This window comes from Bradyrhizobium canariense (assembly GCF_018130465.1).
GTDB classification, from domain to species: Bacteria; Pseudomonadota; Alphaproteobacteria; order Rhizobiales; family Xanthobacteraceae; genus Bradyrhizobium; species Bradyrhizobium canariense_C.
The window spans coordinates 108625-133685 of the sequence record NZ_JAFCKJ010000001.1; the positions used below are offsets into that span (position 1 = coordinate 108625).

Below are 25061 nucleotides of genomic sequence, written 5' to 3' on the forward strand. Positions count from 1 at the left end.
CGGCTTCACGCCGCCGGCGTCGCGCCCTGCTGCATGCGGTGGAAGCGCAGCACCTGCTGCGCGGTCGAGCTGCGCAGCGCCTCGTAAGCGTCGCGCAGCGTCAACATGTCGGTCTGCGAGCCGCCTGACAGCTTTTCGCGCAGGGCGATGATGGCGCGCACGCTCGACCATTGCATGGCCGCGACCTTGGCGAGGATCATCACGCCCTCGGTCCGGCTTTCGATCATCATGGTCTCGGCGGTCTCGACCGCGACGCCAGCAAGCGCCGCGAGCCCCGCATTGGTCTCGTCGAACTTGCCTTGCTCCGCGAAGGTGGCGACCTGGAGCTCGGTGAGGCGGCCGTCCGCGTGCAGCGACTTCACCAGCGCCCGCGCCATCTCGGTCTGCCTGGTCATTGTGGCGGCACGGATCCGCTGGGCGGCTTCCTGGACCACGCTGGACACGTCCTCCGCGAGCTCCGGATGCGCTGCCTCCAGCTTCCTGCGCACGGTCAAGGACGCCTTCGCGACCAGCTTCAAATAATGATGGCGGGGCAGGTCGGGCCGCAGGCCGATGCAGGTGGCGAGGTCGTCGTCACGTTCGGCGCGGGTCACGAGGTCGGCGAGACTTCCCTCGGACAGCTGCGCGCCCGGATTGCCGACGGTCGATTGCACCACGTCCTCGTCGCCGCGGGTCACCAGCACGTCGGTCAGCGCTTCCGACAGCACCCGCCGCAGCGAGATCGCCTTGAGATGGGCCTGGCCCCTGGTGCGCGCGATCTCGATCAGGGTCGCCTCGTCCAGCCGTTCGGATTTCGACAGCACGGGGCCGGAAACCTCGATCACCTCGTCGAGCGCGAGCGTGCGGATGGTCTTCGGCGGCGCAGCCGCGATCGGTGCGAGGCGGTCGGCGAGCAGCGCCCTGGCGGACGTCTCGATCTGCTCGATCAGGCATTGGAACACGTCGTCGAACACGCGGACGTGGTCGTCGGAATAGTCCACCACGTTGCCCAAGAAGAGATCGGTGACGCGGCGCAGCGTCTCGACCCGGTGCGCAACGGTGCCGTGCGAGAGCGCCGTTTGCAATTCCTCGAGCAGACTCTCGGATGATTTCGCGGATTTGGATCTCATTGCCCTGTCCTGGAGCGTTCGGCCCGGCGGCGGCTTCTGTCGCGCCGGGAGAAAATGGATTGGTCAGCTCGTTGCAATGCGGTTGCGCCCTTGTGCCTTGGCGGAATAGAGCGCGCTGTCGGCGCGCACGAGAAATGTGTCGGCAGTATCGTTGTCGCGTAGCGTCACGACGCCCGCGGAAATGGTCACGCGCATGCCCGGGGAGAATGCGCTCCAGTCCAGATCGGCGACGATGCCGCGCAGCCGGTCGAGCATGCGCGACGCCGCTTCGCCGTCCGTTTCCGGCAGCAGCAGCAGGAATTCCTCGCCGCCGTAACGGCCGAAGCAGTCGGCCGGGCGGATATTGGCAAAAATGGTGATCGCGAAGGTGCGCAGCACCTCGTCGCCGACGGGATGGCCGTGGGCGTCGTTGATGCGCTTGAACCAGTCGAGATCGATCAGTGCGATCGCGCAAGGTGTCGATGCATGCCGCGATTTTTCGATCTCGGCGTCGAGAAGCCGCATGATGCAGCGGCGGTTGTAGGAGCCGGTGAGCTCGTCGAGCTCCGCCAGCTCCTCGATGCGCTGATAGGCGGCCTTCAGCTCGATGCTGCGCCGGTACAGGATCTTGCGCAGCGTGGCGCCGAACAGGCCGAGGAAGGCGCACTGGCCGATCACCAGCACGAAGCAGAGCATCGACGCGGTCCGCTGCAGCCGCGTTGCAACGGGCATGCCGATCGGCAGGTCGGAGGCGAGGAAGACGGCGGCGAGGCCGGCGGTCGCGATCGCCCAGGTCAGCATCGCCTGGGCCGATGTCATGCGCAGCGTGCCGAAAGCGAAGATCAGGAACAGCACGCTGAGGAAGGCGACGCCGATGGCCGGCACCGACAGCAGGAACACGAATTGCAGCGCCATATGCGCTGAGATCTGGAACACGGTGAGATAGTGGTCGGTATGCTTGTCGCCGACGCCCGCTTCCGACATCACGACGAAGATGCCGATGATCGAGAGACCGCCGACCCAGAACAGCGATGGAACGTTCATCGCAACGGCGCCGTCGTAGCCGTAGAGCAGCAGGACGAAGGCGCCGAGCGAGTAGCTGGCGACCTGGCCGATATATATCTGGCGGCGCTGCCGCACCCGACGCGCCCGCACCTGGGGCGCAGCTGCATCGGGCACGAGGACGAGATCCGCGACCTCAGCGGCATTCCTCTCGGGAAAGGACGTCGCAGCCGTGCTCATGGTCCCGCCAGTGGTGGATCTCAGCCCAAAAATCTACGTGGCAAGCCTTTAGGTTTGGTATCCTTAGAAACCGAATCCGCACTGTGCAGCGCGGGAGCGGAGGACGTCGACCAACCGAGGAATTTGACGTCGATTAGGCATCGTGTGCGATGCGGTCGAGCCAAAGCGGGGCTTCGGAAGACATACGTCGTGCTAGGCTGCTATGGTTCCATGCACGTCGGGGCCGTCTACGCCGGGACGGCATTGCGCAGGAAAGTGCTTCATTACTATGTTACCGTTCTTGAGCGAGGCGCCCAGCCGCGGGTGGCAAAAGGAAATTTCGCGTATGTGGGGTAGATCACACAGCCTCCCGTATGACTGCGGTAGGTTGAACAATTTTGCCCCTCCCGTCGAACCGTCTGCCGCATCGACCCGACCAATCTTGCGAGACGGCCTTTGAGCGTGACACAAGCGGCTTCGGACGAGGTCCTGATCGCCAGGATCGCTCAAGGCGACCGGCTCGCCATGCAGGTGCTGTACGGGCGGCACCATGTCAGGGTGTATCGGTTCGGCCTCCGGCTCGTGCGGGACGAGCAGGCGGCGGAAGACCTCATCAGTGAGGTGTTTCTCGACGTCTGGCGTCAAGCCGGCAAGTTCGAGGGCCGATCCGCCGTTTCCACCTGGCTGCTGGCCATCACCCGATTCAAGGCCCTGTCTGCGCTCCGGCGCAGGAAGGATTTTGAGTTGGACGACGAAGCCGCGAACGCGATCGAGGATACGTCCGACGATCCGGAAACGGTGGTGCAGAAGAAGGATACCAGTGAAGCGTTGCGAGAGTGTCTGACGGGCCTCTCGCCGGATCATCGGGAAATCGTCGATCTCGTCTACTACCACGAGAAGTCCGTGGAAGAGGTGGCCGAAATCGTTGGCATCCCGGAGAACACTGTGAAGACGCGCTTGTTCTATGCGCGCAAGAAATTGGCCGAACTGCTGAAGGCAGCCGGCATTGAGCGAGGCTGGCCATGATGGCTTTGAGCAAGAAGATGCTGGAGCAAGAGCCCAGTGAAATTGAACTGCTGCTGCCGTGGCACGCCGCCGGGACGCTGAACGCGCGCGATGCGCGCCGCGTCGAGGAAGCGCTGGCGAGCGATCCCCAGCTCGCGAAGCAATATGCCGCGATCCGCGGCGAGTACGAAGAGACCATCCATCTGAACGAGAGCCTGGGTGCTCCGTCGGCGCGCGCGATGCAGAAGCTGTTCGCCTCGATCGACGCCGAGCCGGCGCGGGCGGCCGGTTCGCTGCCGCTGTCGGCGCGCATCGCCACCTTCTTTGCGAGCCTGTCGCCGCGCACTCTGGCCTGGTCGGCGAGCCTTGGCGCCATGGCGCTCGTGCTGCAAGCCGGAATCATCGGCGCCGTGTTGACGAAGACCCAGACTGCGACCTTCGAGACTGCTTCGCTCTCGACCAGTGCTCCGATCACACGCGAACTCGGAGCGACTGTCCCGCCAGCGCGCGCGCTGGTGCGCTTCACGCCCGAAGCGCGCGTCGCCGACATCACGGCATTGCTCGACGGCTACCAGGCTTCGATCATCGGTGATGCCAGGGGCGGCATGTTCCGTCTCCAGTTCGACAAGGCGATGAGCCGGGACGAACTCGCCTCGCTGCTCGGCAAGATGCAGCGCGAGAAGTTCGTCAACCTCGCCGTCGCGGCGCCGTAAGGCGCTTCCAAACCGATGACGCGCAAGTCCGAGAGTAAGTCGCGAGCCGGGGCCTACGCTTCGTCGGTCGGAGCGGCGCTTTTGCTCGCCGCCTGTCTCGGCGTCGAGGTTGCGCAGGCGCAGGCGATCATGCGCACGCCGACGATCAGCGTCCCCTCCCGCACGCCGACCATTTCTCCTGGCATCGCCGCCCGCGTCAGTCCGGGTGTTGCCGCCAGGGTGGTGGCCGTCGGCCGCGGACCCGGTCCGATCGTGACGACGAGGATTTCGGCGCGGATGGGGCCGACGCCGGTGCTGCCTTATGCGCGCTACTCCCCGAACCTCTATCCCGCCTGTACCGCGCCCTATCGCGACGCGGCCGGCGAGTGCCTGGCGCAGCAGAACGCAGGCGGCGATGGCTCGGGCAAATCGGGCAAGAAGACCAGCGGGAAGGGGCGCGGCAGCAATACGCCGGTCGCCGTGGACTTGCGCACCTTCGCCAACGAATTCGTCGCCGAGATCGACGGCGGGCTGTCGCTGACCGAGGCCGACGAGCTTGCGCGCCGTCATGGCCTGACGCGCGTGTCCTCCGAGAATTTTCCGCTGATCGGGGCAACGTTCGGACTGTTCCGCATCACCGACGGGCGCGCTTACGAGACGGTGCGGCGCGAATTCGCCGCCGACGGCAGCGTGCGCTCGGTCCAGCCGAACTTCCGCTACCTGCTCCAGGACCAGAAATCGTCGGTGCCGACCGAGGGAGATCCCGCGCAATATGCGCTGGCCAAGCTCCGCCTGCCACAGGCACATGCGCTGGCGCATGGCGTCAATGTGACGGTTGCCGTGATCGACTCCGGTATCGACGCCCAACATCCGGAACTTGCCAATTCCATTGCCGACAATTTCGATGCGCTCGGCAGCGCCGAGGGTCCGCACGTTCACGGCACCGGCATTGCCGGCGCCATCGTGGCGCATGCCAAGCTGATGGGCAGCGCGCCAGAAGCGCGCCTCATCGCCATCCGCGCCTTTGGCGGCACCACCGGCGGGGCCCAGAGCTCGTCCTACATCATCCTGCGCTCGCTGAACTATGCCGCCGAGCACGGCGCGCAGATCGTCAACATGAGCTTTGCCGGTCCGAAAGACGCGGTGATCGAGCGGGCCATCGCGGCGACCGCCGGGCGTGGCCTGGTGCTGATCGCCGCCGCCGGCAATGCCGGCGCGAAGTCGCCGCCGCTCTATCCGGCCGCCAATCCCAACGTGATCGCGGTCAGCGCGACCGATCAGCAGGACAGGCTGTTCACCGCCTCCAACCGCGGCAACTACATCGCGGTCGCGGCACCCGGCGTCGATATCTTCCTGCCGGCGCCCGACGGCAAATACCAGATGACGTCGGGCACCTCGTTCTCGGCCGCCTATGTCTCCGGCGTCGCGGCGCTGCTGCTCGAGCGCAACTACGCCTTGAAGCCGGAAGCGCTGCGCATGACGCTGGCGAAGACGGCGCGCGACCTCGGTTCACCCGGGCGTGATGATCTCTTCGGCGATGGCGAGGCCGATGCGTTTGCCGCAGTCATGGCCGTTCCCGCCGACGGCGCGACGCCGGTCGCGGCCGCGTCCGGTACAACAAAACGTGAAGATTCCGAGAAGCGTCGCGACGAGCCTGGCATCCGCGCAATAGAGCAACCCTCGTTGTCGGGCACCGGCGATAAAGCCACGGTTTCTCAGGCGGATAGGCCGGCGACGCGATAGCGGCTGCGACAACTTTGCGCGCGGCGCGAAGGTCGAAAAATCAAACGCTGCATTGAACGTTCGGCCCGCTGCCACGACCAAATTATGTGGGAGCGGTCATCCCTCCCCATAAGTCATATCAGGCGCGAGCGCCCATCCACCCCAAGCGCCCATATGGCTCGACCCGTCCGGTTGTCCCCCCGGACGGGTCTTTTCTTTTTGGATGTCCGATTCCTCGAAGCCCTGCGCGAGATCAGCTTCTGGTTGAGAGATCGCGGCTCACTCATCGCCGTCGCTCTGCCGGCACACCGCAGGCGCCCTATGCTTGTGCGAAGCTTGACTCCAAAACCGCTTGAATCTCCGCACGACTACGGAGTTTGGCGACGAAAACCTTGTCGTTGCTGGACAAGTCAAAACTTTTCCACAAAATATTCATGTCGCGTCTAAATTGATTCGTGTGCGTTGCGTCGCGTCCGTATTTTTCTCCTGACGGGCTGGTTTATGACACATCGCCAAGAGGCTGTTCGCGACGTGGCTATTGGCCGCGACATTGCGGCACGCTGGTGCGCTCTCGCCGAGCAGCGGCTGGTGCATCTTTCCGAAATGTTCGAGACCGGGCGCTGGCGCCGCTATCACTCCGAGATCGCATTTCTCGAAAACATCCAGGAAGCCAAGCGCGCCGTTCAGACCTGGCGCGCGCTTGCCACCGGCGCTGACGTCGCCACGGCGGCCGCCAGTGTGTCGCCCGCATTCGGCTGGTCGCCGGCGACGATGCCCCGCGTGTTTCCGCGCGAGCAGCAGGCGCAGACCGTGCAACCGAAGGCCGTGCACATCGCCCCGGAGAGCGCCGTGCCGGTCAGGCTCGATCCTAAGCCGGGCGTTCTCGCCGAAATCTCCGAAGCCCCGGTCGCGCCGGCCGCCGCGCCTGCTGAGATGGCGCCGCTCCAGGTGCCGGCTGCCATGGCGCCGCCCACCGCGCCCGTTGCGATGACGGGGCCCAAGGTGCCGGCCGCGACCGCAGCGCCCAAGGCGCTGGCTGCGATGGCGGCGCTTCTGCCGCAGTTCTCTCCGCCGGCAGCCGAAATTGTCGCAGCCCCCGAGCGCCTGGTTGAGTTCACCTTCAGCCTCGACGGCCTCGAAGCGAAGTACCCGCTGCTGCGGAACGCGTTCTAGCGTTCGGGAGCCAGAGGCGAGGAGCGGCGGCTACCGCCGCACCGCATTCCCGCCGACCACCAGCTGCGCAAACCGCTGCGCGCCGTCCGCCGACAGGTCGGACGTTACCGCACGCGCGTGATCGAGCCCGACCACGGCGCCGCGCGGGGTTTCCGAGATCATGTTGTTGTTGACGAGCGCGGTGCCGGCGCCCGGCACGACGGACACGCCGACGCCGGCCAGCGCCTTGCGGATCACGTTGCCCGTGATCGCGACGTCGCGGAGATATTTGCCCCAGCCGGCGACGATGCCGTAGGACGGCGCGTTCTCGATCACGTTGCCGGTCACCGACGCATCCGCCTCGATGTAGATGCCGACGCCGGCATCGTCATCCGGCGCGGTGCCGATCGGACGCTTCGGGATCAAGTTGCGGATGATGTTGCCCTGGACCACGGCGATGCGGCCGCCTTCGTTGAAATTGCAGACGGAGACGCCGACGGCGGCGCCGTCCACAACGTTGTTGGCGATCACCGCGGCCTCGAAAGCGAATTCCGAATAGAGCGCGACCTCGCGCACGTCGCTGACGCTGTTGCCGGTGATGTGGATGTTCGAGGCCGAGTTGCCGCGCACGGCGGAGTAATCGCAGTTCTTGATGCGATTGCCGCGCACGATGACGTTGCCGGCGCGGAACGCGTTGATGGCGTTGCCGTACTGGCCGGAGCCGCCGGGGCCGGCCTTGATGTCCTCGATGCGGTTATCAGTGACCAGTGTGCCGTCGTCGCCGATGGCCGTGCGCAGGATCTCGATGCCGTTGTCGTTGGTGCCGGTGATGGTGTTGCGGGAGACGCTGAGACCCCTGGCGTCGAACGACACAACCGCCGTCACGGCGATGTTGGCAAAGATGTTGCCGGAGATGTCGCCGGAGACCTGTTCGAGCCAGATGCCGCTGCCGCCGGAGCCCGTGATTTCGCAATCGGTGATGCGGACGTCGCGCCCGCCAAGCACGTGGATCAGCCCGCGTCGTGCCGGCAGCGGAATGCCGCCGCCATCGAAGGTGATACCGGTGAGGCCAATCGAATCGGACCGGTCGCTCTGGATCGCCGAGGCCCCGCCAGTGAAGACGAGCTTGGTCGCGCCGCGCACGCCGATCAGTTGCGTGCCATTTGGCAAGCGCAACAGTCCGGTGCGGTAGATGCCGGGTGGCAGAGCCAGTGGCATCTGCGCCCGCGCGGCCTCGTCGATGGCACGCTGGAGCGCTCGGGTCTGATCCTCGCTGCTGCCGGGTCGCACACCATACTGCGTGGCATCGCGGCCAAGCAGCGACGTCAGCGGCGCCGCACGCGCGGCGTCGGCGGGTATCGCGAGCGCGCCGGCGATGCCCGCGGTCGAAGCTCCGATGAGATGGCGGCGATTGAGGTCCATGACGCGTCCTCCGGCGGACGCGGGGGTCCGCAGCGGTTAGGTAGCGCAAAAACGGCGCCGCGCGGCTAGAGCCGTGAGGATAGTTCGCGGTAGGGTTAAATGTTTACGCAGGCGTGTTCCGCCCCTTCCGTGCCAATTGCACCATTTCCATCAGCATCGCTTCCCCCGCATCCACCAATTCCTCCAGCGTGATCCGCGGCGCGCCCTTGCGGCGCACGGCGCCGCTGCGCGCAAGCAGGGGAATATGGATGAACGCCGCAAGCTGCGGCCCGCCAGCCCTGACGTTCTCGATCGCGCGCCAGCTCAGGTAGTTGCAGAGATAGGCGCCGGCATCGCGGGAGGCGCGTGCGTCGATGCCGGTGAGGCGCGCGGCGCGCAGCAGCCTTGCGGTGTGCGGTCCGAACGTCATCGCGTCCGCATTGGCGGCGATGCCGCGCTTGCTCGAGCGGGTGTTGGCGGCATCGGGCCAGAGCATGGTGACGGCGTTGCGCGCGCGGCTCTCGATGCGCAGATAGGGCGTGCGTGCGGCGAGGCCGAACATCAGCAGCGCATCCGGCTTCTCTTTCGCGAGCACCTCCGGCAATTGCCGGTCCACCGCGGCATAGGTGACCGGGAAGATGTGGCTGGAGATCGCGGCATCGTCGAGTGCGGGACGGCGCAACTGCGCCAGCCGGGCGACCAGCGGCTGGGTCGGATTGTAGGGCGCGCCGGGGAACGGGCCGAAGCCGGTGAGGAGAACGCGGAGCTTGTCGCTCATTGCAGCAACTCCAAGATCTTTTCGGCGGCGAGCGCCGGCGTGAGATGGCCATCGGCGACCTCGGTCTCGATCTTCCGGACCTTGGTGCGCACCGAGGCTTCGCTGCGCAACCGCGCCAGCATGCGCTGCTCCAGCATCGACCACATCCACTTCACCTGCTGCTCGCGCCGCCGCGCGGCGAAATCGCCGGACGCGTTCATCGCCTTGCGGTGATCGAGGACCTTTTGCCAGATCTTCGCGATGCCGTCGCCGGTCAGCGCCGAATAGGTCTCGACCGGCGGATGCCAGTGCTCGGAGCGGGGCGTCAGGATATGCAGGGCGCCGCGATAGTCGGCGGCGGTGATGTTGGCGCGCTTGAGATTGTCGCCGTCGGCCTTGTTGATCGCGATCATGTCGGCGAGCTCGACCAGGCCCTTCTTGATCCCCTGGAGCTCGTCGCCGCCGCCCGGCAGCATCAGGGCGAGGAAGAAATCGGTCATGTCGCAGACCGCGGTCTCGGACTGGCCGATGCCGACGGTCTCGACCAGCACGACGTCGAAGCCGGCCGCCTCGCACAGCAGCATCGCCTCGCGTGTCTTGGCCGCGACTCCGCCGAGCGTGCCCGAGGACGGCGAGGGCCGGATGAAGGCGTCGTCGGAGGCCGAGAGCCGGGCCATCCGCGTCTTGTCGCCGAGGATCGAGCCGCCGCTGCGCGCCGAGGACGGATCGACCGCGAGCACCGCGACCTTGTGGCCCTGTTCGATCAGATAAGTGCCGAGCGCATCGATGGTGGTGGATTTGCCGACGCCGGGCGAACCGGTGATGCCGACGCGGACCGCCCTGCCGGTATCGGGCAAGAGCATCTGCACCAGCTCGCGCGCCAGCGCCTGATGGTCGCCGCGCCGGCTTTCGACCAGCGTGATCGCCCGCGCCAAAGCCGCGCGGCTGCGGGCGCGGAGGTCATGGGCGAGGGATTTGATGTCCAGTGAAGGCTTTTTCTCAACCATGCCCTGCTTTACAACGCCCGCGCGGGGCAGGCGAGGGTTGCTCGCCCGATATCACCGGGATGTCGCCGCCATCCCCGTCCGCACCGGTTTCAGCTTCCGCCACGCCCAGACCATCACCGGCCACAGCAGCGCCCCGATCGCCATGGCAGCGAGGATGGCGGCGACCGGGCGCTCGAAAAACGGCAAAATGCTGCCGTCCGACTTGATCAGCGAAGTGACAAAAGCCTGCTCGACCATGGTGCCCATGACGATGCCGAGCACCATCGCGGCGACGGGATAGCCGTTCGCCTCCATCACATAGCCGATGATGCCGAAGGCGGCGACGGTGACGACGCCGAACATGTTGTTGCCGATCGCGAACGAGCCGACCGCGCAGCACAGCATGATAACAGGCATGATGGCGGAGCGCGGTGCCAGCAGGATGTAGGCGGCAATCCGGATCATGGCGATGCCGAGCGGGATCATCAAAATGTTCGCGATGATGAACATCAGATAGATCGCGTACATGCTCGACGCTTTCTCGGTGAACAGCGTCGGCCCGGGGTTGAGCCCCTTCATGTAGAGCACGCCGATCGCGATCGCGGCGATGGTGTCGCCGGGGATGCCGAACAGCAATGACGGCACCCAGCCCGAGGCGATGCTGGCATTGTTGCTGGCGCCGGCCTCGACCAGGCCCTCGACATGGCCGGTGCCGAATTTTTCCGGCTCCTTGGAGAAGCGCTTCGACATCGCGTAGGAGACCCAGGCGGCCATGTCGGCGCCGGCGCCGGGCAGCACGCCGATGATGATGCCGACGATGTTTCCGCGCGTCATCTGCCAATGGTATTTCTTGGTCAGCTTCCACTGGCCGGCCATGATGCTTCCGAATTTTCGCCGCGGCAGCGGGGGAGGCTCGGGTGTCAGCATCGCGCGCATCACCTGGGCCACCGCGAAGACGCCGACCAGCGCGGGTATCGGCTCGATGCCGCCGAACAAATCGGTGAGGCCGAAGGTGAAGCGCGGCACGCCGCCAGGATTTTCGATGCCGATGCAGGAGACCAGCAGGCCGAGGAACATGCCCGCGATCGCCTTCACGGGCGAGGAGCGTGCCACCAGCGTCGCGCACATCAAGCCGAGCAGCGCCAGCCAGAAATACTCGAAGGTCGAGAACGACAGCGCGATCTCGGCCAGCGGCGGCGCCAGGATCATCAGCGACAGCACGCCGGCGATGCCGCCGACGGCCGAGAACCACACGCCGGCCCCGAGCGCCAGCTCGGCCTGTCCCTTGCGGGTCATGGCGTAAGCCTCGTCCGCATAGGCGGCGGAGGCTGGCGTGCCGGGGATGCGCAGCAGCGCACCGGGGATGTCGCCGGAGAAGATCGCCATCGAGGACGCCGCCACGATGGTCGCAATCGCCGCGATCGGCGAGAGGTAGAAGGTGACGGGGACGAGCAGCGCGGTTGCCATCGTCGCCGACAGGCCCGGCAGCGAGCCGATCACGAGCCCGTACACGGAGGCTGCGAACATCGCGATGATGACCTCCCAGGTGGAAATCAGTGCGAACGCTTCAATCAGGGTTTTCAGCATGGGATCACCAGGGCGTCGGCAACAGGCCGGCGGGAAGCGGCACGCGCAGCAGCTTGCCGAAGATGAGGTGGATGGCGAAGGGCGACAGCGCTGCGAGCGGCAGCGCCAGCTTCCACTTCGCCCCCAAGGCGGTCGAGGTGACGTAGACCATGATCGCCGTGGTGATGATGAAGCCGAGCCGGTCGGCCGCGACCACGTAGAACAGCAGCAGCGCCGGCGGCAGCAGCGCGCGCAGGCCGTAGAGCTTCCCTTGCGGCGGGGCAGCCGCTGCCTGGCCATCTTCGAGCGGGATCAGCTCTTCCGCCTCCTCGAAGGTGTGACCGATACCGAACACGATCGCGAGCCCGCACAGCGCAAGCCCAATGCCGATCACGAGCGGAAATACGTTGGGGCCGACCGGCTGCCCGGGCACCGGCGGCAGCAGCCAGCCGCCATAGGCGGCTGCTGTGCCGAGCACGACGAGAAACGATCCCGTGACGGAGTCGGGAAGGCGCATGGGAAAAGCCCTACAACAGGTGTTCTCCCTCTCCCCGCGCGCGGGGAGAGGGTCGGGGTGAGGGGGGCTCTCCGCGGGGGAACTGAGCGTGCGGACCGGCCACTTCAATCAACGATCGTCTCGCGTGAGAGCCGCAGGAGATTACGCCTTGCTCAGACCCGCCGCCTTCATCGCTTCGCCCATCTGGGCGTCGCCCTTGTCCATGAAGCTTGCAAACTGGCCGGCATCGCCCCACACGGTGCCGAAGCCCCGATTGCTCATGAAGTCCTTGAACTCGGCGGAGTCATAGACCTTCTTCAGCGCCGCGGTGAGCTTCGTTGCGATCTCCGGCGGCAGGTTCTTCGGCGCGCCGATGCCGCGCCAGGCGCCGGTCGCGTAGTCGATGCCCATCGCTTCCTTCAGCGTCGGCACGTCCTTGAAGATCGGATTGCGCGCCGGCGCCATGATGGCAAGGCTCCTGGCCTTGCCGGCCTCGATGATGGCGCGGGCTTCGGGCACCGAGCAGGTGGTGAGGTCGAGGCCGCCGGCGGCGAGGTCCTGCATCGCGGGCGCGGCGCCGTTCGACGGCACCCAGGCGACCTGGTTGGCGGGCAAGCCCATCGCCTGCATCCAGCCGACCAGCGCGAGATGCCAGATGCCGCCCTGGCCGGTGCCCGAGGCCTTGAACTTGCCGGGAGGGGCCGCCTTGATGGCTTCGGCGAGCTCCTTCACCGTCTTGTAAGGCGAGGAGGAGGAGACCTGGATGCCCGGGGGGTCTTCGTTCATCAGCGCCAGCGGGGTGTAGCTCTTCGGCGCCAGCTCGGTCAGGCCCTGCCAGTGCATCATCGAGATTTCGACCGTGAGCATGCCGATGGTGTAGCCATCGGGCTGCGCGGTCGCGATCGCGGTATGGCCGACGACGCCGGAGCCGCCGGTGCGATTGACCACGTTGAAGGGCTGGCCGAGATCCTTCTCCAGCACCGCTGCGACAATGCGCGCAGTCGCGTCAGTGCCGCCGCCCGCGCCCCAGGGCACGATCACGGTGACGGGTCGCGCTGGATAGGCTTGCGCAACTGCGGGTGTGAGGCCGAATGCGGCGGATGCCGCGACCGCGGCAGATGAAGCCGCAAAGGTGCGGCGCGTAATCTTGGACATCAATGCCTCCCAGCGGCGCCCGTGACGTCGGGCGCTCTTGTCAATGGCGACATTCTAGTCGGCTTTGCTGCGCCGCTGCAAGGTAGCGCTACCAAACTCTGTGAGCAACGCGGCGCTGCTCACAACGTGGTCACCGCGGCGCGTCCTCGTCGCCCTTCGGCCGCGAGCCACCGAAGATGCGGGTGCCTTCCGCGGTGAGATAAGGCTTCAGCGTTTCCCACGGCACGAATGCGACATATTCGCCCTCGGCGTAGGGGCCGACTGCGTAGGGCGGGTAGTGGAAAGTGAGACCGGAACTCTTGCCCGCGTCGGTTGACGGCGCGAGCGTCACCGCGCCGATCTTGAGCAGGCTCGGTGCGAGCTCCCTAAACCACTCGTCGGTCGCGGTCTCGCTGGCGCCGCGCTTCTTCTTCTCGATCTTCAGTGAGGCGATCACGGCCTTCACCATTGCCTTCATGGCCGGGCCGTTGTCGGCGGTCTCGGTGAAGAACGGGCGGATGGAGATGCGCTTGCCTTCGGCCTTGTCCCACAGGACCGTGTTCACGTCGGAGTTGGGATGGGCGCCGTGGGTGTCCATGTAGTCGTTGCGCAGGACGCTGACATAGCGGTCGGCGGCTACAGAGCGGATGCCGTATTTGCGCTCAAAGTCCCAGCCACCGTCCCTGAAGAATTGCGGGTCCTCTTTGCGCGAGGCGGCGGCTTCTGCCGCGTTCTTGTCGAGCCACTTCTTGCCTTCAGTCAGGCAGTCGGCCGCCAGCGCCGCATCCGCCTTGATCTTGTCATCGAGGAAAACGCGAGCCTCGATGCTCTTGTTCTTGATGACCGCGTCGGGCTTGGGGTCGGAGGCATGGGCGGTAGCCAACAACGCGCTGCAAGCTGCGGCCACAGCTAGCGCGCGCATGAACGCTGGCGCGGAAAATATCACGCACTATCCTTTCGAAGATCGATGGAGACCTACTCCGCTGCCTCGCTATGCCCGAGTCGCGCATTCAGCTTGCGGATCAGCTCTTCCGCCGCGTCAGCGATCACGGTGCCAGGTGGGAAGATCGCCTCGGCGCCGGCCGCATAGAGCGCGGCGTAATCCTGCGGCGGCACCACGCCGCCGACGATGATCATGATGTCGTCGCGGCCCTGCTTCTTCAGCGCGGCTTTCAGTTCGGGCACGGCCGTGAGATGGGCGGCGGCGAGCGAGGAGACGCCGAGGATGTGGACGTCGTTCTCGACCGCTTGGCGCGCGGCTTCGTCGGCGGTCGCGAACAGCGGCCCGATGTCGACGTCGAAGCCGATATCGGCAAAGGCAGACGCGATCACCTTCTGGCCGCGGTCGTGACCGTCCTGGCCGATTTTTGCGACCAGGATGCGGGGGCGGCGGCCTTCCGCCTCCTCGAAGGCGTCGATCAGCGCCTGAACCTTCTCGACCCGGTTACCCATGCTGGACGCCTCCCGCTTGTAGACGCCGGTGATGGACTTGATCTCGGCGCGGTGCCGGCCGAACACCTTCTCCATCGCGTCCGAGATTTCGCCGACGGTAGCCTTCGCGCGCGCGGCATCGATGGCGAGCGCCAACAGATTTCCGTTGCCTTCGCCGGCCGAGCGGGTCAGCGCGGCGAGCGCGGCCTCGACGTCCTTCTGGTTACGCTCGGACTTCAGTCGCGTCAGCTTGTCGATCTGGAGCCGGCGGACATTGGTGTTGTCGACCTTGAGGATATCGATCGGAGCTTCGTCCGTCGGCTTGTACTTGTTGACGCCGATCACCGCCTGCTTGCCGGCATCGATCCGGGCCTGGGTCTTGGCGGAGGCTTCCTCGATGCGCAGTTTCGGCACGCCGGCCTCGATCGCCTTGGCCATGCCGCCGAGCTCCTCGACCTCCTGGATGTGGCCCCAGGCCTTGGCGGCGAGGTCGCGCGTCAGACGCTCGACATAATACGAGCCGCCCCAGGGATCGATGATGCGGGTGGTGCCGCTCTCCTGCTGCAGGAAGAGCTGGGTGTTACGGGCGATGCGGGCCGAAAAGTCCGTCGGCAGCGCCAGCGCCTCGTCGAGCGCGTTGGTGTGCAGCGACTGGGTGTGGCCCTGCGTCGCCGCCATCGCTTCCACCGTCGTGCGCATCACGTTGTTGAAGACGTCCTGCGCGGTCAGCGACCAGCCGGATGTCTGGCAATGCGTGCGCAGTGACAGCGAGCGCGGATCGCTGGGGTTGAACGGCTTCAGCAGCTTCGCCCAGAGCAGCCGCGCGGCGCGCATCTTGGCGACTTCCATGAAGAAGTTCATGCCGGTCGCCCAGAAGAACGACAGGCGCGGCGCGAAGCGGTCGACATCGAGACCGGCGGCAAGACCGGCACGCAGATATTCGACGCCATCGGCCAGCGTATAGGCGAGCTCGAGGTCCTGCGTCGCGCCGGCCTCCTGCATGTGATAACCGGAGATCGAGATCGAATTGTATTTCGGCATTTTTTGCGAGGTGTACGCAAAAATGTCCGAGATGATCCGCATCGAGGGCGCGGGCGGGTAGATATAGGTATTGCGCACCATGAACTCTTTCAGAATGTCGTTCTGAATGGTCCCTGAGAGCTTTTCCGGCGCCACGCCCTGTTCGCCCGCGGCAGCGACATAGAGCGCGAGGATCGGCAGCACCGCGCCGTTCATGGTCATGGACACGCTCATCTGGTCGAGCGGAATCCCCGCGAACAGCGTCCGCATGTCGTAGATGGAATCGATGGCAACGCCGGCCATGCCGACGTCGCCGCCGACGCGCGGATGGTCGCTGTCATAGCCGCGATGGGTGGCGAGGTCGAACGCGACCGAGAGGCCCTTCTGTCCGGCCGCGAGGTTGCGGCGGTAGAACGCGTTGGAATCCTCCGCCGTGGAGAAGCCGGCATATTGCCGCACGGTCCAGGGCTGGTTGACATACATGGTCGGGTAGGGGCCGCGCAGGTAAGGCGCGATACCCGGATAGGTCTCGAGGAAGTCGAGCCCGGCCAGATCGGCCTCGCTATAAGCGGGCTTCACCAGGATGCCCTCGGGCGTCAGCCACGGCTCGGCGCTGCCGGCCGGCGCGGCGGTGGCGGCTCGCTCGAAGGCGATATCGGCGAAGTTCGGAATGCGGCTCATGGTTTCAACCATATCATAGGCGCTCAATCATGATCCGGATGCTGATGGCTGACGATGGTCGCCATCTTCTCCGGTCCGTAATTCTGCTGCGTGGTCTGGCTCGGCAGGTTGGCGATCCCAACCACCCAGCCGAGACGGGACTCGGTCCCGAACTGCCGTGTCGGCACTACGTGGTCAGGACGGTCGAACGCGCCGGTCATGATCTCGATCCGGTCGCCGTCGATGCGGCCAAAACTCAGCGGCGTGCCGCAGGCGGCGCAATAGCCACGTTCGGCGATGGAGGAGGAACGAAAGAACGACGGCGTCCCCTTGGTCCAAGCAAAGTCCGTCTTGTTGATGTCGGCAAAAGAGGCGAACGGCGCGCCGCTGGCCTTCTGACACATCCGGCAGTGGCAGATCGAAACCTTGTTGGGTGCTACCGTCAGCGCAAAGCGGACCGCGCCGCATTGGCAGCCGCCGGCGAGAACGGGTTTGCCTGCTTCCGTCATGGCTGCTCCATCCGTCGATACGTGTCTTGCAGCGTCGCAAGCGCATCGCCTCCGGCGAAGACGAAGCCGGTGACGCCGGCTGCATGCAGCGCCGCCTCGGCATCGGTCGGGCGGCCTGCCAGATAGATAAGTCGCGCCCCGGCGGTTTGCAGGGCCCGTGCCGCGGCTTCGGCGTGTTCCGCATAGACCTTGTCGCTGGAACAAAGGCAGGCGAGCCCGGCGCCAGACGCCTTGAAGGCGGCGGCTAACTGGGCCGGATCGGTAAAGCCCTCGCTATCGACGGCCTGGATGCCGCCGGTCTCGAACAGGCTTTTGGCAAAGGTCGCCCGCGCCGTGAAATCGGCGGGCGTGCCGAGATTGGCCAAGAACACTTTTGGCCGCGTGCCGCGTGCCTTCAACGCCGCATCGGATTTATCGCGCAGCGCCTCGAACGGTTCCGCCAGCCGGATCGGCGGCAGCGCGTCGAACTTGTATTTTTGCTCGCCATAAGGTGCGAGCGCGACCGGCGTCGCCTTCAGCACTGCCGTTTCGCTCTCGTGCAGGTTCGGAAACTCGCTGGCGCCGGTCAGCACATCGCGGCGCTTTGCGATATTGGCGTCGCGGGCCTTTCGCGCGGCTGCGACCTTGCTCTGGAACAGGCCCTGCTGAAGCGCAGCGAAGGCGCCGCCGGCTTTCTCGCTCTCCTGGAATAGCGCCCAGGCCGCGTCGCAGAGCTGCGCCGTCAGCGTCTCGATGCCGCCTGCGCCCGCCGCGGGATCGCTGACCTTGGCGAGGTTGCTTTCCTCCAGCAGCACGGCTTGCGTGTTGCGCGCCACGCGCCGCGCGAACGGATCGGGCAGGCCGAGCGCCAGCGTGTGCGGTAGCACGGTGATCGCGTTGGCGCCGGCGAGTCCGGCCGCGAACGTCGCCATGGTCGCGCGCAGCATGTTCACATAGGGATCGCGCTGCGTCAGCATGCGCCAGGCGGTATCTGCTGCGACGAACAGTGGTTTTGGCGTGAGCCCGCACGCCGTCTCGATGCGTGCCCACAGCAGCCGCAATGCGCGGAATTTTGCCATGGTGAGGAACTGGTCTGCATCCGCGGCCACCCGCGCATAGACCATGCCCTGCGCCTGCTCCAGCGGAACGCCCGCGCTTTCGATCGCGCGCAAATAAGCGATGCCGCAGGCGAGCACGAAAGCAAGCTCCTGCACCTCGGAGCCGCCGGCATCGTGGATCACGCGTCCGTCAGCGGACGCGAACGGTCCCTTGAAGCCGAGCGCGGCGAGGCCCTTGATCCCGCCGGTGACGGCCGGAACGATTTCGTCCCAGGTGTAGGGGCTGTGGCCCCACACCGCGCCGGCCGCGAGCGGGTCGAGCCCGAAGCGGATGTCGCAGGCCGCGGGATCGATGCCCTTGCTCTTCACATATTCCGCGACATGGATCGCGGCCATCCGCGATTGCGGACCGACCTGAAGCTCGAGGCCGATGCGGGCATCGAGATGGACGTCCTGCAAGATCTTTGCGACCGCGTCTGCGGTCGGTTCCAGCCCGAAACCGTGAGCGCCATTGCCGCCGGCGAACACCAGCGCGAGCCCCGTCGCGCCATTTTCGAGATCGGTCAGTGCCTGCGCATTCGCCGCACTTGCATCGGGATGGTCGATCCGCTGCATGATCTGCCAGGGCGCCGCCGCCGGCCGCCCCACCACGGGCGCAACGCCTTTGGCGCGCGGATAGAGCGGATCGATCTTGATTCCGTCATAAGTCTTGCCGACCAGCTTCTCGAACGGCGCGCCCTTCAGCACGCCATCGACCAGCTTGCGCCAGTCTTCGACGGTCGCCTTGGGAAAATCCGCCGCCAGCGGCAGGTCGTCAGTCGCGGAGGTCATGCGGCGAGGGGCTCCCGAAAATCTTGTTGTTCGCAGGCGAAATTGCCACGGCCGGCCGTCCCTGCAAACGGTTGTTTTTGGTTAACCGGTATCCGGAAGCCGCTCAATGCCTTGCGTCGAGACGCTGGCGAGACCGTCACGCACACGAATGCCCGAGATCACGCGGTCCGGCGCGATTTCGGCCAGCGGCACCAGCACGAAGGCGCGCTCGAACAGGCGTGGGTGCGGTAGCGTCAGGTCGGGCTTCTGGAAACTGACATCGTCATAGGCGATCATGTCGAGATCGAGCGTGCGCGGCCCCCATTGCCGCTCCTTGTCCCGTGTGCGGCCGAATTTCTGCTCGACCTTCTGCATCACGAACAAGAGCGCGTGCGGATCGAGGTCGGTCTCGATCTCGACGCAGGCATTGATGAAGGGAGCCTGGTCCTCGTCGCCCCAGGGCGGGGTCGTGTAGTCGGAGGAGCGCGCGATCAACGCGGCCTGCGCCATGCCGCAGATATGGGCGATCGCCTTTCCGAACGTCGCGCGGACATCACCGACATTGCCGCCGAGTGCAATGAGGACGCTCGCCATGTCAGGGGTGCCGCGCGCGTGTCAGCATGATGCCGACATCGTCGAAGATCGCGGCGATCGGAGCATGCGGCTTGTGCACGGTGATCTTCACGGCGCGGATGCGCGGGAAGTGCGACAGGATGGCATCGGCGACCGCGCCGGCCGCGCGCTCCAGCAGCTTGTAATTGGTGTTCTTGAACGCCGCGGTCGTGGTCGCCACCACTTCGGCGTAAGACACCGTATCGGCGAGCCGGTCGCTGCGCGAAGGCTCCGACAGGTCGGTATAGAGCTCGAGGTCGATGACAAAGCGCTGGCCGACTTCTGTTTCGTGATCCATCACGCCGTGGCGGGCGTGGATCGACAGGCCGCTCACGAAGATCGTATCGGTCATTGCTTGCTCTCGATTGCGTGCGCCACTCGCAGGGCCTGCAAGGTCTCGGCGACGTCATGGGTCCGGATGATTTTCGCGCCGCGCTGTGCGGCGATCAGATGCGCGGCGATCGAGCCGGCGAGCCGCTCTTTCGGCTCCGACGGCGACACCGAGGCGATGAAGCGTTTTCGCGAGGCACCAACGAGGATTGGCAGGCCGAACACGGCAAGCTCGCCGAGTCGCGCCAGCGCGGTCATGCTCTGCTCGGCGGTCTTGCCGAAGCCGATGCCGGGATCGAGCACGATTTTTTCGCGCGCGATGCCGGCTTTGGCGGCGATGTCGAGTGAGCGCAGGAAGAACGCTTTCATGTCCACGACGATGTCGATGGCGGGATCGACGCTGTCGCGGTTGTGCATGACGATAACGGGGACGCCCTTGGCGGCCACCATCGGCGCCATGCCGGCGTCGCGTTGCAGGCCCCAAACGTCGTTGGCGATCGCCGCGCCCTGGGCGAGCGCGAAGGCCACCACCTCCGCCTTCATGCTGTCGATCGAGACGGGCACGCCGAGCGCCACGATGCCCGCCAGCACCGGCCTCAGCCGCGCCAGCTCGTCTTCCGCCGTGACCGGTCGGGCGCCCTTGTAGGGCCGGGTGGACTCGGCACCGATATCGATGATGTCGACCCCGGCCTCGATCATCGCCCGTGCCCGCGCGAGCGCCTGCTCGGGCGCGATGAATTCGCCGCCGTCGGAGAATGAATCCGGGGTGACGTTGAGCACGCCCATGATCGCCGGGATCGGCCGCTCCAGCAGCGTCCGCAGCACGTCAGGCCCGACTGAACCGGCCGCCGGGACGGATGGGGAGGGCGAGGCATTCATGCGGCCCGCTTTAGCGGTCGGGGAGGGGGAGTCAAGACGGGAAGGGGTGCGTTGTCAGCGTTTGGGGACGGCGTCGCACACCCTCGCTGTCATTGCCCGCGAAAGCGGGCAATCCAGTATTCCAGAGACGGTGCCGCGATACGGAGGAGCCGCGGCGTACTGGATACCCCGCTTTCGCGGGGTATGACGGCGGAGTTGGGGGGGCATTGTTGCCCATCGGGCAAAACGATGCCGAGAGAGTAGCGCGGCAATCCGTATGCGGAGAGCGGCAGAGCTAATACGAAATCTTCGGCGGCAGCTTCTTCGCCTTGGCGATGATGTCGCCGACCGATTTCTCCGAGGGCAGGATGCGGAGGAGCTTTTTCTTCTCGTTGGCATCCCGCATGCTCTGGGCGAGCCTTGCCGGATTTCGATAGGAGAGTTCGCGCACGGTGGTGACGCCGGCGGCGCGGACCAGGCCGACCTTGGCCCTGCCCATGCCGGGGATGCGCATGTAGTCGGAGACGTTGGCCCATTCTAGCAGCAACTGCTCGCTGATGCCGGTCTTGGCGGAGAGCGCCTTGCGGCCCTTCACGGTCGAGGCCGCCTCGAGCAGCGCATCGGTGGTGCGGATACCTTGCGCCTTCAACTTGTTGGCGGCAAAGGTCGACAGGCCCTCAATCTCGGAGATCGGATATGTCATGATACTCGATGTGAAATGCGCAAGCTTCAGGCGAACTGGCTGAGGCCTGGGGTCCCCGCGATGATCTTGCCCATCTGATCCGCTCCGATTTTGTCTCGGCCGAAGCGAAAAAGTTCACGGGCGACGTTCTGAATCTCGGACATGCCAAGTCCCAGGCCCATCAGGCGCGTGCCGAGCGCCATCAGGCCGCCGCCCATCAGCCGCGACAGTCCCCCGCCGCTGCCGGACGCCTCGATCGCCGCTTCTGCACCTGGAATCTGGTCGATCAGTACCTGGACGGTGTCGGAAGGACCCTCGTTGCGGAGGAAGCCCAGGATAATGCCGACGGTCTTTTCAGCGACAGCACTATCTATGCTGGCGTTTGTCGCCAGCCGTCCGATCAGCTCGTCCATATGGCCTGCCCCTCAGCCGGTTCACATGCCGGAGTATTGTTTTCGAAAATGATCTTGAGCCGGTGCGATGTGAAATACAAGCAATGAACGCCACCAACGTTCCGATTCATTCTCGAACGCGCGACAAGTGTTGCAGCGATGCAAGAGCGGAGATGGAATCGGCGAAAAAATGCCGCGGTGCGAATGTATCCGTTCCTACTTTCGGCTGATGTCGCCCATATGTTTCCGGCAATGTCGCATGCTTGGCGCGCGTTGAATGGTTTTAATCGGCGCGCGACATGCGTTAAACTACGGAACTGGAGCATTCGAGTTTCGACACGCGAAACACGGCAGAGAGATCAGAGAGAATAATGACCGCACAGGACAGCAAGCTCGGCGACACCGACGACAAGATCTTCGTCGGCAAGGGAGACGAGCAGGCATGGCTGGCGCTGGCGTTCGCCAATCGCCACGGCCTCGTCACGGGTGCAACCGGAACCGGCAAGACGGTGTCGCTGCAAGTGATGGCAGAGGGATTTGCGCGCGCCGGTGTTCCGGTCTTCGCGGCCGACATCAAGGGCGACCTCTCCGGCATCTCCGAGGTTGGCGTGCCCGCGGACTTCATCGTCAAGCGCGCCACCGCGATGGGCCTGACGTTCCAGCCCGACCAGTTCTCGACGGTGTTCTGGGACGTGTTCGGCGAGCAGGGCCACCCGGTGCGGGCGACCGTCACGGAAATGGGCCCGCTGCTGCTCGCACGCATGCTCGACCTGAACGACGTGCAGGAAGGCGTGCTCAACGTCGCCTTCCGCGTCGCCGACGACAACGGGCTGACGCTGATCGACATGAAGGATCTGCGCGCGCTGCTCGATGCCATCGTGCCCGATGCCGGCAAGAAGGGGGCGGATGCCGAGGAGAGTCCGCTTGCCGAGATCAAGAAGGCGGCGCAGGGTTTTGGCAACGTGACCAAGGCCACTGTCGGCACTATCCAGCGCCAGCTTCTGGTGCTGGAGAACCAGGGCGGCACCAAATTCTTCGGCGAGCCGGCGCTGACGCTGAAAGACTTCATGAAGACCGACCGCGACGGCCGCGGCATGGTCAACATTCTCGTCGCCGACAAGCTGCTCCAGAGCCCGCGGCTTTACGCGACGTTCCTGCTGTGGATGCTGTCAGAACTGTTCGAGGAGCTGCCCGAGGCCGGCGACCTGCCCAAGCCGAAGCTGGTCTTCTTCTTCGACGAGGCGCATCTGCTGTTCAACGACGCGCCTAAGGCGCTGATGGACAAGATCGAGCAGGTGGTGCGCCTGATCCGCTCCAAGGGCGTCGGCGTCTATTTCGTGACGCAAAACCCTGTCGACGTGCCCGACCGTGTGCTCGGACAATTGGGCAACCGGGTGCAGCACGCGCTCCGCGCCTTCACCCCGCGCGACCAGAAGGCGGTCGCCGCCGCGGCCCAGACCTTCCGGCCCAACCCGAAGCTCGACACTGCCAAGGTGATCATGGAGCTCGGCAAGGGCGAGGCGCTGGTGTCCTTTCTCGAAGGCAACGGCACGCCGGCGATGGTCGAGCGGGTGATGATCCGGCCGCCATCGGCCCGGATCGGACCGATCACGCCGGAAGAGCGCAAGGCGATCATGGATGCAAGCCCGGTGAAGGGCAAATACGACACCGCCGTTGATGCGGAGTCCGCCTACGAGATGATCCAGAAGCGCATTGCCGGCACGGCTGCGACTGCCGATCCCGGCGCGGCTGGCGGAATAGGAGGCGGTGGCATCCTCGGCCAGATCGGCTCGATAGTCGGCACCATCTTCGGCACCAACGTCAAGCGCGGCCGCCTCTCGACGGGCCAGGTCATCGCGCGCGACATGACCCGATCGGTCACCAATCAGGTGATCGGGGGGATGGCCGCCAATATCGGCAAGTCGGTCGCCGGACAGCTTGGTGGCTCGATCGGCCGCACGCTGGTCCGCGGCGCGCTCGGCGGCTTGCTGCGCAGGTAGGCAGAAAGCCTCGTTTGAGGCAATTCGTCGGGAAACCCGCCGCCTGTGCGCGGCGGGTACAAATTCGGGTGAACAGGACTCTCCAAGCGTCCGTCGGTCTGCTAGGTGCTATGGCCCCTGACTGGACCAAATCGTGACCTCACCTGAATCTTTCGTCCGACCCGGCGCATTCCGAACCCTGTCGCTGCGTGCGCCGCTCGACCTGCTCTTCCTGCTCTGCTGCTTCATCCTGGCTGCCGACGTTCTCGGTCCCGAGATCTTCGGGCACGGCAAGACCAAGGATTACGGCCTGTGGTACTGGGCCGGGCAGCAGGTCTTGCAGGGTGGGCCGCTCTATCCCGCCGACATCCGTGAGTACTTCGAGTTCATCTACCCACCGCTGCCGGCGATCCTGCTGGCGATCCCGAGCTGGTTCGGCAAGATCGCGCTCTACACCGTGCTGTCGATCCTGAATATTGCGGCGTGGTGGTACACCGGGATGCTCTCCAATGCCATGACCGGTTCGGGCCGCAGGCCTGGACCCTGGCTGGAGGCGCTGCCCGCTCTCGTCACCGTGACCTTCGTGTTCGACATGTTCGATCTTGGCCAGCCGAACCTCGTCTTGCTGGCGATGATGCTCTACGGCTTCTGGAGCTTGCAGCATCAGCGCTCCTGGCTCGCAGGCTTCATGTTCGCGCTCGCCACCGCCATCAAGGTGTTTCCCATTGCGGTGCTGCCCTATCTGGTCTGGCGGCGGAAGTGGGCGGCCGCCGTCGCTACGGTCGCCTTCACCGGCTTGCTTCTCTATGTGGTGCCGGCACCCATTCGCGGCTTCGAGCGCAACGCCGCCGAGCTCAAGACCTGGTATCAGGGCATGGTCGGGTCGAGCTCTGAAAAGGGATTTGGCCAGCGCGACGAGCAGAACTGGTCGTGGGTGAACCAGTCACTCATTGCTGTCACGCACCGGCTGGTCCGGCCAATCAACTACAATCAGGAGGATCCCAACAAGCCGCCGCGCACGATGAATGTCATCGACGTCGATTACAGGACGGCGAACTGGATCGTGCTGGCGCTGTCGGCGTTGCTCGGACTCGGTTTCGTCGCGGTCATGCCACGGCAAGCGCGGCGTACGGCGCGCTCGGACGCCGAGGAGCTCGGCATCCTGTTCTGCCTGATGACGGTGGCATCGCCCCTGGCGCGGCAATACTACTTCATGTGGCTGTTTTTCCCGATGACCGTGCTGATGCATCGTGCCGCCTTCGACGAGCGGGCGAACGTACGCCTGGGAACCTGGCTCGCCCTTGGCGCCGCCGGCGTCCTCATGCTGCTGGCGCTGCCGTGGTTTCCCAATGTCTTCCAGGCCTGGGGCAATAACCTCGTCGCCACGGCGATCCTCGCAGGTGCGCTCGGATGGCACATCCGGCATCCGCCCGTCGCGGCTAGCTCCGACGCCGCGGCAGGGCTAAAAGCGCAGTAATCTTGAGACCCCGATTTCTTGAGACATGAAAAGTAGGGAATACG

At 65.5% G+C, this 25061-nt stretch carries 23 protein-coding genes; 6 read left to right on the plus strand and 17 right to left on the minus strand.

The annotated features are described in order from the left end of the window. Positions 1 to 5: 5 nt before the first annotated feature. Both JQ591_RS00440 and JQ591_RS00445 read right to left on the minus strand, forming a co-directional pair. Positions 6 to 1109, minus strand: a complete 1104-nt coding sequence (locus JQ591_RS00440) for a DUF2336 domain-containing protein (RefSeq protein ID WP_211394074.1) — start codon at positions 1107 to 1109, stop codon at positions 6 to 8. Between the two features lie 63 nt (positions 1110 to 1172). Further along, positions 1173 to 2330, minus strand: coding sequence for a GGDEF domain-containing protein (locus tag JQ591_RS00445; protein WP_211394075.1), 1158 nt, complete (start codon positions 2328 to 2330; stop codon positions 1173 to 1175). Between the two features lie 435 nt (positions 2331 to 2765). Here JQ591_RS00445 and JQ591_RS00450 point away from each other — a divergent pair, with 435 nt between their 5' ends. The 4 genes from JQ591_RS00450 to JQ591_RS00465 all read left to right on the plus strand — a co-directional run bounded on the left by JQ591_RS00450 (position 2766) and on the right by JQ591_RS00465 (position 6901). After that, entirely contained in the window at positions 2766 to 3335 is a 570-nt protein-coding gene (locus JQ591_RS00450; RefSeq protein ID WP_211394076.1) for a sigma-70 family RNA polymerase sigma factor, read from the plus strand. Next, positions 3332 to 4027, plus strand: coding sequence for a hypothetical protein (locus JQ591_RS00455; RefSeq protein ID WP_211394077.1), 696 nt, complete (start codon positions 3332 to 3334; stop codon positions 4025 to 4027). The genes JQ591_RS00450 and JQ591_RS00455 overlap by 4 nt, the downstream gene beginning before the upstream one ends. 15 nt (positions 4028 to 4042) lie before the next feature. Further along, entirely contained in the window at positions 4043 to 5749 is a 1707-nt protein-coding gene (locus tag JQ591_RS00460; protein WP_211394078.1) for a S8 family serine peptidase, read from the plus strand. A 510-nt stretch (positions 5750 to 6259) separates the two neighbouring features. Then, entirely contained in the window at positions 6260 to 6901 is a 642-nt protein-coding gene (locus JQ591_RS00465; protein WP_211394782.1) for a TIGR03809 family protein, read from the plus strand. 30 nt (positions 6902 to 6931) lie between these two features. Here the strand turns inward: JQ591_RS00465 and JQ591_RS00470 are convergent, their stop codons facing one another. The 15 genes from JQ591_RS00470 to JQ591_RS00540 form a co-directional block, all read right to left on the minus strand. Next, positions 6932 to 8302, minus strand: coding sequence for a TIGR03808 family TAT-translocated repetitive protein (locus JQ591_RS00470; protein WP_211394079.1), 1371 nt, complete (start codon positions 8300 to 8302; stop codon positions 6932 to 6934). A gap of 103 nt (positions 8303 to 8405) precedes the next feature. After that, positions 8406 to 9059, minus strand: a complete 654-nt coding sequence (locus JQ591_RS00475; RefSeq protein WP_211394080.1) for a pyroglutamyl-peptidase I — start codon at positions 9057 to 9059, stop codon at positions 8406 to 8408. Then, entirely contained in the window at positions 9056 to 10045 is a 990-nt protein-coding gene (gene meaB / locus JQ591_RS00480) for a methylmalonyl Co-A mutase-associated GTPase MeaB (RefSeq protein ID WP_211394081.1), read from the minus strand. Before meaB ends, JQ591_RS00475 begins: the two co-directional genes overlap by 4 nt. A 51-nt stretch (positions 10046 to 10096) precedes the next feature. After that, entirely contained in the window at positions 10097 to 11611 is a 1515-nt protein-coding gene (locus JQ591_RS00485) for a tripartite tricarboxylate transporter permease (RefSeq protein ID WP_211394082.1), read from the minus strand. A 4-nt stretch (positions 11612 to 11615) separates the two neighbouring features. Next, positions 11616 to 12107, minus strand: coding sequence for a tripartite tricarboxylate transporter TctB family protein (locus tag JQ591_RS00490; RefSeq protein ID WP_211394083.1), 492 nt, complete (start codon positions 12105 to 12107; stop codon positions 11616 to 11618). 141 nt (positions 12108 to 12248) lie between these two features. Beyond that, the gene (locus JQ591_RS00495; RefSeq protein ID WP_211394084.1) at positions 12249 to 13241 is read right to left on the minus strand and encodes a tripartite tricarboxylate transporter substrate binding protein; all 993 of its coding nucleotides are present in this window, start codon (positions 13239 to 13241) and stop codon (positions 12249 to 12251) included. Between the two features lie 130 nt (positions 13242 to 13371). Then, complete coding sequence (locus JQ591_RS00500) at positions 13372 to 14142, minus strand: RsiV family protein (RefSeq protein ID WP_211394783.1); 771 nt, start codon at positions 14140 to 14142, stop codon at positions 13372 to 13374. A gap of 53 nt (positions 14143 to 14195) precedes the next feature. Then, entirely contained in the window at positions 14196 to 16352 is a 2157-nt protein-coding gene (scpA, locus tag JQ591_RS00505) for a methylmalonyl-CoA mutase (RefSeq protein ID WP_211394784.1), read from the minus strand. A 23-nt stretch (positions 16353 to 16375) separates the two neighbouring features. Further along, complete coding sequence (locus JQ591_RS00510; RefSeq protein ID WP_211394085.1) at positions 16376 to 16840, minus strand: GFA family protein; 465 nt, start codon at positions 16838 to 16840, stop codon at positions 16376 to 16378. Then, positions 16837 to 18708 (minus strand): methylmalonyl-CoA mutase family protein, encoded by a 1872-nt coding sequence (locus tag JQ591_RS00515; protein WP_211394086.1) that lies wholly within the window; start codon positions 18706 to 18708, stop codon positions 16837 to 16839. The genes JQ591_RS00510 and JQ591_RS00515 overlap by 4 nt, the downstream gene beginning before the upstream one ends. A gap of 81 nt (positions 18709 to 18789) precedes the next feature. Next, positions 18790 to 19281 carry a 2-amino-4-hydroxy-6-hydroxymethyldihydropteridine diphosphokinase gene (gene folK, locus JQ591_RS00520; RefSeq protein ID WP_211394087.1) on the minus strand — a complete coding sequence of 164 codons (492 nt, stop codon included), beginning with the start codon at positions 19279 to 19281 and terminating at the stop codon, positions 18790 to 18792. A 1-nt stretch (position 19282) separates the two neighbouring features. Further along, a complete protein-coding gene (folB, locus tag JQ591_RS00525) occupies positions 19283 to 19651 on the minus strand; it encodes a dihydroneopterin aldolase (protein ID WP_211394088.1) in 369 nt (122 codons plus the stop codon). After that, a complete protein-coding gene (gene folP, locus JQ591_RS00530; protein WP_211394089.1) occupies positions 19648 to 20508 on the minus strand; it encodes a dihydropteroate synthase in 861 nt (286 codons plus the stop codon). Before folP ends, folB begins: the two co-directional genes overlap by 4 nt. Positions 20509 to 20782: 274 nt before the next feature. Then, complete coding sequence (locus JQ591_RS00535; protein ID WP_211394090.1) at positions 20783 to 21190, minus strand: DUF4332 domain-containing protein; 408 nt, start codon at positions 21188 to 21190, stop codon at positions 20783 to 20785. A gap of 26 nt (positions 21191 to 21216) precedes the next feature. Further along, positions 21217 to 21582, minus strand: coding sequence for a DUF2267 domain-containing protein (locus JQ591_RS00540; protein ID WP_211394091.1), 366 nt, complete (start codon positions 21580 to 21582; stop codon positions 21217 to 21219). Positions 21583 to 21932: 350 nt separating this feature from the next. Here JQ591_RS00540 and JQ591_RS00545 point away from each other — a divergent pair, with 350 nt between their 5' ends. Then, positions 21933 to 23561, plus strand: coding sequence for a helicase HerA-like domain-containing protein (locus JQ591_RS00545; protein WP_211394092.1), 1629 nt, complete (start codon positions 21933 to 21935; stop codon positions 23559 to 23561). Positions 23562 to 23694: 133 nt separating this feature from the next. Next, positions 23695 to 25017 (plus strand): glycosyltransferase family 87 protein, encoded by a 1323-nt coding sequence (locus tag JQ591_RS00550; protein WP_211394093.1) that lies wholly within the window; start codon positions 23695 to 23697, stop codon positions 25015 to 25017. Positions 25018 to 25061 lie beyond the last annotated feature (44 nt).